Below are 15,291 nucleotides of genomic sequence, written 5' to 3' on the forward strand. Positions count from 1 at the left end.
TCACCCCCGTACCGCCCGCGGCCCCGTCACCTGCGCGCCCAACTCCGCCACCCGGCGCCGTAGTTCACGATCGGCGGTGACGACCAGGCAGGGGCGGCCGACGGCACCGGCGACGACCTCGACGAGATGGTCGTCGCCGCTGCCGGGCGCGGGCTCCACCCGTACCCCCGGCACGGACTCCACCCCACGGGCCGCGCCCTCCACCACCAGGACGATCTCGACCGGACCGTCGTACCCCGGCAGTCCGTGCACCGCCAGCCGGTCGCGCAGCCGCTGCGCGGCGCCGTGCCGGTCGCGCCACCATCCGTCGGGCACCGACCCGACGACGTTCGCCGCGTCGACGATCACGAGCAGAGTACGGGCGTCCTGGTCGCTCATACGCCCCAGCCTCGCACGGCGGATCACCCCAAGACGACCATGGCCTGTGGCCGCGGCATTAAGGTGATCCGGTGAACGGCGACTGGTTCATACGCGGCCGCGACGGCCTGCTCAGTGTCTACCTGCTCTCGGGCGACGCGGTCCTGTGCCGTGCCGAGCGCGTTCCCGGCGGCGCCTGGACGGTGTCCCGCAGAATAGGCGGCGAGCAGAGACTGCACCCCGTCCTCGGGACCGGACAGGGCATCGACGGCTATGCCCATCTGGTCTCCTGGCGGCCCACCGCGCCCGGCGAGTCCGGCCTGGTGCACTCCACCCACTTCCAGCCCCGGCTCGCCGCCCTCGACTGGACGCCGATCGGGCACCCCGACAAGAAGGGCGACCGCACCGGCACCCCCACGGTCGCGGTGGACGCCCAGGGGCGCGCCCACGTCTTCGTCCGCAACGCGGCCGGCGGGATGAGCATGCGCGCCCAGAAGGAGGCGGGCGGCTGGGAGCCCTGGCGCGACCTGAAGGGGCACGACATCCAGGGGGAACCGGCCGCGGTGACGGGGGAGTCGGGCCGCGTCGAACTGTACGCGGCGGTGCCGGGCGCCCTGTTGCACTGGCGGCAGGAGGAGGAGGGCGCCACGCCGGTCCTGGAGGAGGCGATGGAGGCCACGGCCCGCCCGGGCACGCTGCGCGCGCTGGCCACCTCGCCGGAGAGCACCACCCTGCTCTTCACCGACGACTCCGGCGAACTGCGCGCCTGGCGCCCCGGTGGCGAGCCCGTCACCGTGCTGACCGCCGCCGGCCCGGGCCGGGTCTCCGCGGTCCGCTGCGAACTGGACGGCCACGACTGCACGTTGCTGGCCCAGCGCGCCGACTCGGGCCGGATCGCGTTCGCCGCCTACCCGACCGAACAGGAGACGGCCGGGGCCTGGTGGACCGAGTCGGGCACACAACTGCCCGGGGACGCGGAGGTGAGCCTCACCGTGGACCGGGACGGCCGGGTGGCCGCGGCCGCCCTCTCCCCGTCGACCGGCGAACTCCGCCTCACCCGCCGCAAGACCGAACCGGGCCTGGCCCTGGAGGCGTGGCGCACGGTCTGACCGTGGAGGGCGCGGGTCCGCGCCCCGCCCTCCACCGCAACCGTCCCTCGGACTACGAATCGCCGCCGGTGGCGGGGGACCTCTTCGCCGACTCGGGGATCTCGGAGTCGGAACGCAGCGCCTTCCACAGCTTCGAGGCCTGAGGCTCGGCGGCCACGACCCGGTTCGGGTCGACTCGGTCGTACGACACCGGGAGCATGATGGTCTCCATGGTGGACGGGTCGACGCCGTTCATGCTCCGGCCGAACTCGGCCAGCGCCGTGAGCGAGGCGAGTTCGGAGTCGGTGGTGAGCGCCTGGGTCAGGCTGTCGGCGATCCTGTACGTCTTCGTGGGGCTGCCCAGCAGGTCCTGCTTCTTGATCTCGGAGAGCAGCGCGGTCATGAACTGCTGCTGAAGGCCGATACGGCCGAGGTCGCTGCCGTCCCCGATGCCGTGCCGGGTCCGTACGAACTCCAGGGACTGGGTGCCGTTGAGCCGGTGCGTGCCGGAGGTGAGGTCGAGGCCGCTGGAGGAGTCGTGGATGTCCTGGTCGACGGTGACGTCCACCCCGCCTATCGCATCCACCAGTTCCTTGAAACCGGCGAAGTCGATCTCCATGTAGTGGTCCATCCGGATCCCGGAGATCTTCTCCACGGTCTTCACCACGCAGGCCGAACCGACCTGGGAGTAGATGGAGTTGAACATGACGCGCTGCGCGGACGGAACCTTGGAGCCGTCCGCACGGGTGCACTCGGGTCGGGTCACCAGCGTGTCGCGAGGGATGCTGACGGCGACGGCCTGCGTGCGCCCCTCGGGTATGTGCATCACCAGCGCGGTGTCGGAACGCGCCCCCGAGACGTTGCCCGTCTTGAGCGCGGCGTTGGCGCCGGCGCGCGAGTCGGAGCCCAGGATCAGGAGATTCTGCCCGGAGGTGGGCAGCTTCGCCGGGCGGTCGTCACCGATCGCCCGGTCGAGGTCGATCCCCTTGATGTTGCCGTCGAGGTCGCTGTAGAGCCAGTAGCCGGTGCCGCCGACAGCCAGCAGCAGGACCAGGAGCGACATCAGGACGATGCGGCCCCGGCGTCTCCTGCGTGGCCCGGCGCCGTGCTGTCCGGCGTCGTCCGACTTGCTGTTCTGTCTGTTTTCGGTCGTGGTGCTGTGCGTCATCGGATTCGGTTCTCTCCTCACGAGCTCCGCGCACGCGGAGTTGCGGGGTCCGGGAGGGGGAACCGGCCCAACTGATACGAAGCAGTGCAGTGCGAGCACTATAGGCATCCCCATGACCATGCTTTAAGGGGGGATGACCTGCGGATGAACCATAGATGTACATCACATCACTTCTTCTTGACCAAGGTAGAGTCTTGGCTAAGAATGTGGAAATCCTGTGATCTTCGGTGGAGGGGGCTCGTATCCGAGTTCGCAGGGACGGCGGTGTCCACGCGGCAAGGGGGCTGCGGATCCGCCGAGACGCGGGGCGCCCAGTGTCGGCTGATCGATGGACTCATTGGGTGAGTTGTCTCGGTAGGAGTGAAAGTTGACGCATCATCCGCGTCTCGGTGTTGTTGTTCCGTTTCAGAACGTCGAGACCTATCTCGCCGAGTGTCTGGAATCGATAGCACGTCAGTCGTTCCGTGACTTCGAGGTGATCCTCGTCGACGACGGCTCCACCGATGGTTCGACACGTATCGCGGCCGAGTTCTGCGTCGCCGACCCGCGCTTCCGGCTGATCCGGCAGGAACCGCACGGGCCGGGACACGCCCGCAACACGGGTCTGCGGGCCATGCATCCGCGCGCCGAGTTCATCGCCTTCGTCGACGGTGACGACGTCATCCCCGAGTATGCCTACGAGCTGCTGGTGCGCACCCTGCAGGAGTCCGGCTCGGACTTCGTCTCCGGCAACGTGCAGATGATGAACTCCACCCAGAAGTGGCAGTCCCCCCTGCATCAGAGCCCGATGCAGAAGAGCCGACGCGGGACCCACATCACGAAGTTCGACGCGCTCATCTACGACCGGACGGTGTGGAACAAGCTGTTCCGGCGGTCCTTCTGGGACTGTCACTTCATCAAGTTTCCCGAGGGTGTCCTTTACGAGGACTCATGGGTCAATATGTACGCCCATTTCCGGGCGGCCAAGGTCGACGTCGTCGCCGACGTCGTCTACTTCTGGCGGCGTCGCGAGGGTGGCGCCGCCCCCTCGATCACCCAGCGTCACACCGAGCTGTCCAACCTGCGCGACCGGGTCGCCGCCGTGCAGTCCGTGAGCCGCTTCCTCGCCGAACGGCGCTCACGGCTCTACGAGGAGAGCAAGCGCAAGTACGACCTGGCCTGCCTCAAGTCCGACCTGATGCTCCACCTGAAGGTGCTTCCGGAGGCCGACGAGGAGTACCGCCAGGCGTTCATGGAGTGGGCCAACGAGTTCCTCGACGAGGCCGACCCCACCGTGATCGACGCGTTGCCGGCCGACGCCCGGGTCAAATGGCTACTGGTGCGCGAAAGGCGGCTGGCCGAGTTGCTGGAGGTCATCCGGTTCGAGCGGAGCGGTGGCCCGATGCCTGTCCAGCGGGGCTTCCGCCGCTATCTGAAGTACCCCTACCTCGGTGACCGGGAGGTCGGCCTCGACAAGAAGGCCTACCGGCTGGACAAGGAGTTCTCGCTGCACGGGTCGCTCGACGGCGCCCGGTGGAGCACCGACGGTCATCTGCTCACCCTCACAGGTGCGGCATATGTCCGTTACATCAATGTCCACAAGAAGCACATGTCGGTCAAGGCGATCGCTCTGCGCAACAAGAAGCAGGGGCGGATGCTCCTTGCCGCCGCGAAGACCACGTACGCACCCCAGGCCACCGAACACTCCAAGCAGAATCGTTACTGCTACGACTGGGCCGGCTTCGAGACGCACATCGACACCACCCGGCTCAAGCGCAAGGGCGAGTGGGCCGAGGGCACGTGGGATGTCGCCGTCGGCGTCCTCAGCCGTGGACTGTTCCGCTACCGCGGCATCGACCGCGGCGGCGCCGGAACCGCCGCCAACCCGCCGTACCGCTACGTCGACCGCAACACCCGCGTGCTGCCCGTGTTCCTGCAGGGCAAGCTCAAGCTGCGGGTGGAGATCGTGCGCTGCCGGATCACCAGCCACCGGGTCAGCGGTGACCAACTGGAGCTCAGCGGCGTCTATCTCGGCCCCAAGGTGCCCGAGTGGGGCAAGCTCCGGGTCACCAGCATGAGCGGCGCCGGCCGCCACGACGCCGCGGTGCAATTCCGGCCCGGCGGCGACGGCTGGTCCACCTTCACCGCCCGGATCCCGTTGCGTGCCCTGGTGCCGGGACACCGCGCCGACGCCGTGTCCGGCCTGGACGTGCCCCAGTCCTGGAGCATGGGCAGCAACGGCTGGAAGACCACCTTCCACGTCGAGGGCCGCAAGATGACCATCTACCCGGTGGTCGCCGAGCAGGTGCCCGACGGGCACTACCGCATGCCCGCCCCGCTCCAGACCCGCGAAGGCGACCGTGAGGTCGTCGTCCACCGCAACGGCTCCGGCTACCTGGTGCTCTTCGAACGCGCCACCCTGCCCGAGGCGACCGGCTTCGCATGGCGCGAGGACGGCTCCCTGGAGATCACCGGCCGCTACCTGGCTGCCGACCGGCTCACCGAGCGCGAGTACCGCGACGCCCACCTCGTGCTCCGTTCGCGCGCCCACGGCGCCGAACGCCCCGTCCCCCTCCAGTGGGACGGCGACGAGTTCCGGTCCGTCCTGACCCCGGCCGCCATGCGCACCCTGGCCGGGGACATCCCGCTCGCGTCCGGACGCTGGGACTTCTTCCTGCGCCGCCAGGACCTGTCAGCGGTGGCCCGCGAGGACCGGCTCGAAGACCTCACGGTGAAGATCGAGCAGGACATCGTGGCCGCCTTCCCGGAGGAGTACGAGGCGGACGAGCGCCGCTACGAACTCCAGGCCGAGGCCTACGACAGGCTCTCCCTCCTCGTCCACTCCGCCATGCCGGACCACGCCCGCGGCCCCTACCGCCAGAAGCTGCTGCGCACCAAGGCCTACCCGGCGGCACGCCACGAGAAGGTACGACCCGCGATCCTCCTGGATGCCTTCAAGGGCACCCAGTACTCGGACAGTCCGCGTGCCCTGCACGAGGAACTGGTGCGCCGGGGCGTGGACCTCGAACACCTGTGGGTCGTCCGGGACGACCAGGTCCAGGTCCCGCCGACGGCCACGCCCGTGCGCATGTGGTCCCCGCAGTGGTACGAGGCTCTGGCCACCAGCCGGTACGTGGTCGCCAACAACCACCTGCCCGACTGGTTCCAGAAGCGTGACGGCCAGGTCGTCGTACAGACCTGGCACGGTACCCCGTTGAAGAAGATCGGCCACGACATCGAGGCCATCCACTTCGCCGATCAGCGCTATCTGGAACGGGTCGAGAAGGAGGTGCAGAACTGGGACATGCTGGTCTCGCCCAACAGCTTCTCCACACCGATCCTCCGGCGCGCCTTCGGATTCCCGGGCGAGATGATCGAGTGCGGCTACCCGCGCAACGACGTCCTGCGCCGGCCCGGCACGGAACACCAGGAGCGGGAGATCCGCCGCCGTATCGGACTGCCCGACGGCAAGCGGGTCGTGATGTACGCGCCGACCTGGCGTGACGACCAGTACTACGCGCCCGGCAGGTACAAGCTGGACTTCCGCATCGACCTGGAGGACGCGCGCACCCGACTGGGCGCCGACCACGTCCTCCTGGTACGCCGTCACCCCAACGTGGTGGACCCGGTCCCCGGAGCCGGCGACGGCTTCGTCTTCGATGTCTCCGACTACCCGGACATGGCCGACCTGTCCCTGATCGCCGACGTGATGATCACGGACTACTCGTCCCTGATGTTCGACTACGTCAACACCGGCCGTCCGATCCTGTTCTTCACCTACGACCTGGACCACTACCGCGACACCCTGCGCGGTTTCTACTTCGACTTCGAGCGCAGGGCGCCCGGACCTCTGGTGCACACGTCCGAGGACCTGGTGAGCGCGGTCCGGGACATCGACCGGATCCAGGACGCCTATGCCGAGCGCTACCGGTGGTTCCAGCAGGAGTTCTGCGACCTCGACGACGGTTTCGCCGCGGCCCGCCTGGCGGACCGGATGCTGATCGCCGGAGGAGATCTCGCGCCCGAGGAGGCGCGGGCCCCCGCGGTGGGCTCCGCGGACATCCGCCACCAGGGACGCCCGCTTGCGCCGCTCGGCCGGGACGCTGGGCGCTGCCTCGCACCGCAGTCGACTCCGGCGGAGCCGGGGGCGGGGCCCGACCGGATCGTGAACGCCCTGCCCAGCCAGCCCGCGCGGGGTGACGCTGTCGGCGGACAGGTTCCCCAGGACAGGTCCGTCGAGGGCCTGGTCGTATGACCCCGTACGGCCGTGACCCCGTACGGCCGTGACACCGCACGGCCGTGCCCGCGCTCCCGCCTCAGGCCGTCGGCGCACCCGTCGAGGGCCTGAAGCGGGAAGCGCTGAGCCCGCTCGGCCGCGTCAAACGCTATATATTCTTACAAATAGGGAAAGTGCAGTATGTCTGAATCAGCCGCCAAGGGCCGCCCGGTGATCCGGGGGATCGACGCCTCGGGCGCTTGTCCCGTGGAGTACCGGTTCGCCCACGCGCGAGGCGGCAACCGGCATCTCACGGTCGTCTTCGCCAACATCCACGCGCCGGACGACTACGGCTGGGCCACCGGCATCTTCGACAACCTGCGCTCCAACATCCTCTGGATCCGCGACCGGTTCGACGGCGGCAACACCTACTACCTCTGCAGGAACGGAGACTTCGGGGTCGAGCAGTCCGTGATCGGGCTCATCCAGAAGGTGGTGAAGGCCCTCGGGCTGACCCCTGCCGACGTGACCCTGTGGGGCAGCTCGAAGGGCGGCAGCGCGGCCCTCTACTTCGGTCTCAAGTACGGCTTCCGCAACATCGTCGCAAGCGTCCCGCAGCTGCGGATCGGCACCTTCGTCCGCGACGTGTATCCCCGTACCGGCCGGCACATGCTGGGCGAGACGATGCCGGAGGACACGGTCCGGCTCCTCGACTCGGTCCTGACCGACCTGTTGGTCTCTGAAGCCAACCCGGGCGCGCACCTCTACCTGGTGTCCTCGCCGCAGGACGAGCAGTACGCCACGCAGATCGAACCGTATCTGGGACTGCTCCAGCAGTATCCGAACTTCAACTTCCTCTTCAGCGAGTCCCCGCACATCACCGGCCACGGCAAGGTCACCCAGCGCAACACGCCTCCGTTGCTGGGCATCGCCGGCCTTCTCGTGGAAGGCATCAGCCCGAGGCTGGGCGTCACCCGGCACGGCTACGAGGAACCCGACGCCGACCGGTCGGGCATCACCGAATTCCTCACCTCCACCTCGGTCGTGCAGGACCGGCTCGCGCCGCCGGTCGTCACCATGCCGCTCCCGCAGGAGCCGCTGCCCGTGACCGGCGTCGCCCTCACCGGCCGGGCACCCGGGGCGGTGCGCGTCAGTATCTGGAAGAACGGCGAGTACCTGGGCTCCGCACCCGTCGGCACCGACGGCGACTGGACCTGGAGGAGCGCGGGGTCCTGGAGCACCGGCGAGCACACGGTGCGGCTCTTCGCCGTCGACCGGAGCGGGATCCAGTCGCCCCGCACCGACGTGACGTTCACGACGTCGGACCGGACGACGGTCCCGGACGCACCGGACATCACGCCACCCGGGCAGTTCCTCGACGCCGAGGGGGCTCGGGTGGTCCTGCTGCCCCCGCTGCTGCACACGCCCGAGCCCGGCCAGCAACTCCTCGCCACCAGTATCCGTTTCACCGGCGCCTCCAACGCCGCCACCCACGTGGGATTCCGGGAGAACGGTGTCCTGCTGGGATCCTGCCCGGTCGCCCACGACGGCCGCTGGCTCTGGAACGCGGACAACGACTGGCTCCCCGGTACGCACACCGTCGAGGTCGTCGCTGCGAACGAGGCGGGAGAGGCGTCCCCGCCCGCGACCCTCACCTTCGCCGTCATACCCGTCCCCGGTCAGTGAACCGGGACATGCCCCAGGAGTGGAATCAGCCCATGTCCCCAGCACCCACCAGCGGGAGGCAGCTGCACACCGGCATCGAGACGGAAGGGGCGTTCCCGGTCGAGTACCGGTTCACCCATGCCCAGAAGGGCAACCGGCACCTGGTCGTCGTCTTCGCCAACTTCTCCGCACCGTCCGACTACGGCTGGTCCAACGGCGTGTTCGACAAGCTGCGCGCGAACATCCTGTGGATCCGGGACAGTTTCGAGGGAAACCAGAGCTACTACCTCTGCAAGGACATGGACTTCGCTCTGGAGCAGTCCGTCGCAACGCTCATCTCGAAGGTGATGAAGGCCCTCGACCTCACCGCGGGCTCCGTGACGCTGTGGGGCGGTTCGAAGGGCGGCAGTGCCGCTCTCTACTTCGGCCTCAAGTACGGCTTCCGCAACATCGTCGCCATCGTGCCCCAGTTCTCGATCGGCACGTACGTGAAGAACGTGCATCCCGGTACGGCCCGGTTCATGCTCGGTGAGGGGGTACCGGAGGAGAACGTGCGGATCGTGGACTCCCTCGTCCCCGACCTGGTGCGCTCCGGCGCCAACCACACCGCCAACATCTACCTGCTCTCCTCGCCTCAGGACGAGCAGTATCCGGTCCAGGTCGAGCCTTTTCTCAGCTTGTTCTGGCGCTACACGAACTTCAACTTCGTCCTCAGCGACTCGCCGCACATCGCCGACCACACCCAGGTCACGGGACGCAACGTTCCCATGCTGATGGGAATCGTCAACTCCCTGATCGACGGCATCGCGCCACGGCTGGGCTTCGTGCGCAACGGGTTCGAGGAGCCGGACCGCGACCGGTCCGCGATCGATTCCTACCTGGCTGACACAGCCGTCGTGCGCGGCGACGAGTTCCCGCCCCCGGCGGTCGTGGCACCCGTGCCGCGGACCCAGGTGCGCAGGGACGCCGTCCGGTTCGAAGGCCGCGCTCCGGGCGCCGCACGCGTGGCCGTGTGGGAGCAGGGCAAGTATCTCGGCCGGACCGATGTGGCCGCCGATGGCACCTGGTCCTGGGAGCCGGGCAGGCCCTGGAGCACGGGCGAACACCAGGTGAAGCTGTACGGCGTGGACGCGATGGGCTTCCAGTCCCGGCGTACCGAAATCCGTTTCACGGCTGTGGACGGTAACGGGGCGAACTCCTGACCCCGGCCACGCTCCCGGCGTGACACGCAGACCGCCCCCGCCGCTGTGGAAGCGGCGGGGGCGGTCTGTGGTGTGGCACCGGTGTCAGGACCGGTGCGCGGTGGACGTCACGCCGGAACCGAAGCCACCCCAGGCTCCAGGAACGGCTTGCCGTTCACCCGCTGCGAGACACCCTCACGGTCCAGGTACGGCGTGATGCCGCCCAGGTGGAAGGGCCAGCCGGCGCCCGTGATCAGGCAGAGGTCGATGTCCTGGGCCTCGGCCACGACACCCTCGTCGAGCATGAGCCCGATCTCCTGGGCGACCGCGTCGAGGACCCGGGCGCGCACCTGCTCCTCGGTCAGGACGACATCGCCCTGCTTCAGGAGCGCGGCGACCTCGGGGTCCAGCTCCGGCTTGAAGCCGTTCTCGGCGGAGTAGACGTAGAAGCCGCGCTTGCCCGCCTTGACGACGGCCGCGAGGTTCGGGGAGACCGTGAAGCGGTCCGGGAAGGCCCGGTTGAGGGTCTCCGAGACGTGCAGACCGATCGCGGGACCGACCAGCTCCAGCAGGACCAGCGGGGACATCGGCAGGCCCAGGGGCTCGACCGCCTTCTCCGCGACCTCGACGGAGGTGCCCTCGTCGATGACGTTCTGGATCTCGCCCATGAAGCGGGTGAGGATGCGGTTGACGACGAACGCCGGGGCGTCCTTCACCAGGACCGCGGTCTTCTTCAGCTTCTTGGCCACCGCGAACGCGGTCGCCAGCGACGCGTCGTCGGTCTGCTCGCCGCGGACGATCTCCAGCAGCGGCAGGACCGCGACCGGGTTGAAGAAGTGGAAGCCGACGACCCGCTCGGGGTTCTTCAGCTTCGAGGCCATCTCGGTGACCGAGAGGGACGAGGTGTTGGTGGCGAGGATCGCGTGCGCCGGGGCGACCGCCTCGACCTCCGCGAACACCTGCTGCTTGACGCCGATCTCCTCGAAGACCGCCTCGATGATGAAGTCGGCGTCGGCGAAGCCCTCGGCCTTGTCCAGGACACCGGAGACCAGCGCCTTGAGGCGGTTGGCCTTGTCCTGGTTGATCCGGCCCTTGCCGAGCAGCTTGTCGATCTCGGCGTGGACGTAGCCCACACCCTTGTCGACGCGCTCCTGGTCGATGTCCGTGAGGACGACCGGGATCTCCAGGCGGCGCAGGAACAGCAGCGCCAGCTGAGAGGCCATCAGGCCCGCGCCGACCACGCCGACCTTGGTGACCGGGCGCGCCAGGTTCTTGTCCGGGGCACCGGCCGGGCGCTTGCCGCGCTTCTGCACCAGGTTGAACGCGTAGATGCCGGAGCGCAGTTCGCCACCCATGATCAGGTCGGCGAGCGCCAGGTCCTCGGCGTCGTAGCCCTGCTGGAGGTCGCCGTTCTTGGCGGCGGCGATGATGTCCAGCGCGCGGTAGGCGGCCGGGGCCGCGCCGTGCACCTTGCCGTCGGCGACGGCCCGGCCGCGGGCGACGGCCTGGTCCCAGGCCTCACCGCGGTCGATCGCCGGACGCTCGACCGCGATGTCGCCCTTGAGGACGTTCGCCGTCCAGATCAGCGACTGCTCCAGGAAGTCCGCACCCTCGAAGAGGGCGTCGGCGATGCCGAGGTCGAAGACCTGCTGCCCCTTGAGCTGCTTGTTCTGGTTGAGCGAGTTCTCGATGATCACCGAGACGGCCTTGTCCGCGCCGATCAGGTTCGGCAGGATCGTGCAGCCGCCCCAGCCGGGGACCAGGCCGAGGAAGACCTCGGGCAGCGAGAACGCCGGCAGGGCCTTGGAGACCGTGCGGTAGCTGCAGTGCAGGCCGACCTCGACGCCGCCGCCCATCGCCGCGCCGTTGTAGTACGCGAAGGTCGGGACCGCGAGGCCCGCGAGGCGCTTGAAGACCTCGTGGCCGCCCTTGCCGATGGCGAGCGCGTCGTCGTGGTTCTTCAGGAGCTCGACGCCCTTGAGGTCCGCGCCGACCGCGAAGATGAACGGCTTGCCGGTGATGCCGACGCCGACGATCGTGCCGGCCGCGGCCTCCGCCTCGACCTGGTCGATCGCGGCGTTGAGGTTCGCCAGCGACGCCGGGCCGAAGGTGGTCGGCTTGGTGTGGTCGAAGCCGTTGTCCAGCGTGACGAGCGCGAAGCGCCCGGCGCCGTAGGGCAGGTCGAGGTGGCGTACGTGCGCCGACGTCACGACCTCGTCCGGGAACAGCTCGGCCGCACCCTTCAGAAGCTCAGCGGTGGTGCTCACTTGTCCCCCTCGAAGTGCGGGTTCTCCCAGATGACCGTCGCGCCCATGCCGAAGCCGACACACATGGTGGTCAGGCCGTAGCGGACGTGCGGCTGCTCCTCGAACTGGCGGGCCAGCTGCGTCATCAGACGCACACCCGACGAGGCGAGCGGGTGGCCGTAGGCGATCGCGCCGCCGTACTGGTTCACGCGCGCGTCGTCGTCGGCGATGCCGTAGTGCTCCAGGAAGGCGAGGACCTGGACGGCGAACGCCTCGTTGATCTCGAAGAGGTTGATGTCCTCGATCGTCAGGCCGGCCTGGGCCAGGGCCTTCTCGGTGGCCGGGATCGGGCCGTAGCCCATCACCTCGGGCTCGACGCCGGCGAAGGCGTAGGAGACCAGGCGCATCTTGACCGGCAGGTCGTGCTCGCGGGCGAAGTCCTCGGAGGCGAGGATCGAGGCGGTGGCACCGTCGTTCAGACCGGCCGCGTTGCCCGCCGTGACCCGGCCGTGCACCCGGAACGGGGTCTTGAGGCCGGCCAGGCTCTCCAGGGTCGTGCCCGGGCGCATCGGCTCGTCGGCGGTGACCAGGCCCCAGCCCGTCTCACCGGCTTCCGCGTTGGTGCGGCGGACCGAGATCGGCACCAGGTCCTGCTGGATCTTGCCGTCGGCGTACGCCTTGGCGGCCTTCTCCTGCGAGCGCACGGCGTATTCGTCGGCGCGCTGCTTGGTGATGGTGGGGTAGCGGTCGTGCAGGTTCTCCGCGGTCATGCCCATGAACAGGGCGGACTCGTCGACCAGCTTCTCGCTGACGAACCGCGGGTTGGGGTCGACGCCCTCACCCATGGGGTGACGGCCCATGTGCTCGACACCACCGGCGATCACGGCGTCGTACGCGCCGAAGGCGATGGAGCCCGCGGCGGTGGTGACGGCGGTCAGCGCGCCCGCGCACATGCGGTCGATGGAGTAGCCGGGGACCGACTGGGGGAGACCGGCGAGGATGCCGGCCGTACGGCCCAGCGTCAGACCCTGGTCGCCGATCTGCGTGGTCGCGGCGATGGCGACCTCGTCGATCTTCTTGGGGTCGAGGCCCGGGTTGCGGCGCAGCAGCTCCCGGATCGCCTTCACGACGAGGTCGTCGGCGCGGGTCTCGTGGTAGATGCCCTTCGGGCCCGCCTTGCCGAACGGGGTGCGGACGCCGTCGACGAAGACGACGTCCCTGACGGTACGAGGCACGATGGCTCTCCTCCAGATGCGGGATGGCACTGCAGCGCGGCACACGCGCTGAGCGCGCGCTCACCTCCCCATGCTACTTACGAGTAACCATGCTGCCCAGTCCCGGGGGCTGGAGCGGCGAAGGTCACATTCCCCCGCGCGCCGGAGCCGCTTCCCCGAGGGCGCCGAAGTCACGTCGCCGGGTGCGCCGGGGCATTCCCGCGGGGACGCCGGGGCCGCGTGTGCGCCGCGCGCCGAAGTCGCCTTGCGAGGTGCGCCGGGGTCGCCTTGCCGGGCGTGGTCACGCTCGGTGCGCACGCGTCGCGCGCCGGCGCGCGTTCTGGTCGGCCCGCCGTCGGTCGCTCCGGTGCCGCCCGGCAGGGGCGAGCCGTCGGCTGTCCACGCCGGATCTTGGCGTGATCTCGACGTACGTACACCCCTGCTCCGGTGCCGCCGCCCCTCCGAGGTGCACCGGGAGACACGGGGTGGGGCAGGGGTAAGGGGGTGCGGGCGCGGGCCGCCCGCGTTCCGGGGGTCCCTGGACGTTCGCCGGGGACGCGGCAACCTGTGGCGCCCCGCGGCGGTTCGTCAGTCCCCGATGGTCCGTGTGGGGGTCCGCCGGGGGCCCCGGGCGTTCGTCGGGGACGCGGCAACTTGTGGCGGCCCGCGGCGGTTCGTCAGTTTCCGATGGTCCGTGTGGGGGTCCATCACCGTCCCCGATGGTCCGTGGGGGTCCGCCGGGGTCTCGGTGTGGGCCGGGGGCCGGCAGGGTTCCGGGCCGTGCGGGTGTGTGGTGGGCGGTGCCGGGCCCTCGGGGGCCCGGCGGGCAGCGGAGTTGCTCAGGCGCCCTGGACGGACAGGGCCTCGGCCAGTGCCGGGGCCACCAGTTCCACCTGCCAGGGGCGTGCGCCGTAGGCGGCCAGGGCGGCCGCGGTGGATTCGACGTCCGTGCTCTTCGGCGGTTCCCAGCAGACCCGGCGCACCGTGTCCGGTGTGATCAGGTTCTCCTGGGGCATGTCGATCCGCTCGGCCAGCGCCGACACCGCGGCCCGCGCGGCCGACAGCCTGGCCGCCGCGGCCGGGTCCTTGTCCGCCCACGCGCGCGGCGGCGGCGGGCCGGTCACCTGCTGTCCCGGCTGCGGCAGCTGTGTTTCGGGAAGCGTCCTGGCGCGGTCGACGGCGGCCTGCCACTGGTCCAGCTGCCGACGCCCCATGCGATGCCCGAACCCGGTCAGCGCGGCGAGGGCGTGCACCTGGGACGGCAGCGCGAGGGCGGCCTCGACGATGGCCGCGTCGCTGAGCACCTTGCCCGGGGAGACGTCCCGGCGCTGAGCGATCCGGTCGCGGGTCTCCCACAGCTCGCGCACCACCGCGAGCTGGCGCCGCCGGCGGACCTTGTGCATACCGGACGTACGCCGCCAGGGGTCCTTGCGGGGCTCCGGCGGCGGAGCCGAGGCGATCGCGTCGAACTCCTGCCGGGCCCACTCCAGCTTGCCCTGCCGGTCCAGCTCCTTCTCCAGCGCGTCGCGCAGGTCGACGAGGAGCTCCACGTCCAGGGCCGCGTAGCGCAGCCAGGGCTCGGGCAGCGGCCGGGTCGACCAGTCGACCGCGGAATGGCCCTTCTCCAGGACGAAGCCGAGCACGCTCTCGACCATGGCGCCCAGGCCCACCCGGGGGAACCCGGCGAGCCGTCCGGCCAGCTCGGTGTCGAACAGCCGGCTGGGAACCATGCCTATCTCGCGCAGGCAGGGCAGGTCCTGGGTGGCCGCGTGCAGCACCCACTCCACCCCGGACAGCGCCTCGCCCAGCGCGGAGAGGTCCGGGCAGGCCACGGGATCGATCAGGGCGGAGCCCGCGCCGGCGCGGCGCAGCTGGACCAGGTAGGCGCGCTGGCCGTAGCGGTAGCCGGACGCGCGCTCGGCGTCCACGGCCACCGGGCCGGTCCCGGCGGCGAAGGCGGCGATCACCTCGGCGAGGGCGGCCTCGTCGGTGATCACCGGCGGAATGCCCTCGCGCGGTTCGAGCAGGGGGACGGGCGCCCCGGTCGCAGAAGATCCGCCGTCGTCCGGAGGGGCGCCTCCGGTGGTTCGCAGTGACGTGGCTGCTGCGGTCTCTTGGGCGTCGGTCACATGTCAAGGGTATCCGTGTCTTGACAGCGCCCGCCGACGGAACGTTCC

9 protein-coding genes are annotated in these 15,291 nt (G+C 69.9%); 4 read left to right on the forward strand and 5 right to left on the reverse strand.

Going from position 1 to position 15,291, the window contains the following annotated elements; genetic code table 11:
* Complete coding sequence (locus ABT085_RS10855) at positions 1-378, reverse strand: PIN domain-containing protein (RefSeq protein WP_351604512.1); 378 nt, start codon at positions 376-378, stop codon at positions 1-3.
* A gap of 71 nt (positions 379-449) precedes the next feature.
* Here ABT085_RS10855 and ABT085_RS10860 point away from each other — a divergent pair, with 71 nt between their 5' ends.
* On the forward strand, positions 450-1,466 hold the full coding sequence (locus ABT085_RS10860; protein WP_351604514.1) for a DUF8189 domain-containing protein: 1,017 nt from the start codon (positions 450-452) through the stop codon (positions 1,464-1,466).
* A gap of 52 nt (positions 1,467-1,518) precedes the next feature.
* Here the strand turns inward: ABT085_RS10860 and ABT085_RS10865 are convergent, their stop codons facing one another.
* A complete protein-coding gene (locus ABT085_RS10865; RefSeq protein ID WP_351604516.1) occupies positions 1,519-2,613 on the reverse strand; it encodes an LCP family protein in 1,095 nt (364 codons plus the stop codon).
* A gap of 367 nt (positions 2,614-2,980) precedes the next feature.
* On the opposite strand from ABT085_RS10865, the gene ABT085_RS10870 reads away from it, so the two are divergent.
* The 3 genes from ABT085_RS10870 to ABT085_RS10880 all read left to right on the forward strand — a co-directional run bounded on the left by ABT085_RS10870 (position 2,981) and on the right by ABT085_RS10880 (position 9,675).
* Positions 2,981-6,847, forward strand: coding sequence for a bifunctional glycosyltransferase/CDP-glycerol:glycerophosphate glycerophosphotransferase (locus tag ABT085_RS10870; RefSeq protein ID WP_351604518.1), 3,867 nt, complete (start codon positions 2,981-2,983; stop codon positions 6,845-6,847).
* A gap of 162 nt (positions 6,848-7,009) precedes the next feature.
* Positions 7,010-8,494 (forward strand): hypothetical protein, encoded by a 1,485-nt coding sequence (locus tag ABT085_RS10875; RefSeq protein WP_351604520.1) that lies wholly within the window; start codon positions 7,010-7,012, stop codon positions 8,492-8,494.
* A 32-nt stretch (positions 8,495-8,526) separates the two neighbouring features.
* Positions 8,527-9,675 carry a hypothetical protein gene (locus ABT085_RS10880; protein ID WP_351604522.1) on the forward strand — a complete coding sequence of 383 codons (1,149 nt, stop codon included), beginning with the start codon at positions 8,527-8,529 and terminating at the stop codon, positions 9,673-9,675.
* Positions 9,676-9,782: 107 nt separating this feature from the next.
* Here ABT085_RS10880 and ABT085_RS10885 read toward each other — a convergent pair whose 3' ends face one another.
* From ABT085_RS10885 to ABT085_RS10895, 3 genes are all read right to left on the reverse strand, one after another.
* Positions 9,783-11,921, reverse strand: a complete 2,139-nt coding sequence (locus ABT085_RS10885; RefSeq protein WP_351604524.1) for a 3-hydroxyacyl-CoA dehydrogenase NAD-binding domain-containing protein — start codon at positions 11,919-11,921, stop codon at positions 9,783-9,785.
* A complete protein-coding gene (locus ABT085_RS10890; RefSeq protein ID WP_162468301.1) occupies positions 11,918-13,135 on the reverse strand; it encodes an acetyl-CoA C-acyltransferase in 1,218 nt (405 codons plus the stop codon). Before ABT085_RS10890 ends, ABT085_RS10885 begins: the two co-directional genes overlap by 4 nt.
* 818 nt (positions 13,136-13,953) lie before the next feature.
* On the reverse strand, positions 13,954-15,243 hold the full coding sequence (locus tag ABT085_RS10895; RefSeq protein WP_351604526.1) for an HRDC domain-containing protein: 1,290 nt from the start codon (positions 15,241-15,243) through the stop codon (positions 13,954-13,956).
* Positions 15,244-15,291 lie beyond the last annotated feature (48 nt).

This window comes from Streptomyces sp. NPDC002265, assembly GCF_040296125.1.
Lineage (GTDB): Bacteria > Actinomycetota > Actinomycetes > Streptomycetales > Streptomycetaceae > Streptomyces.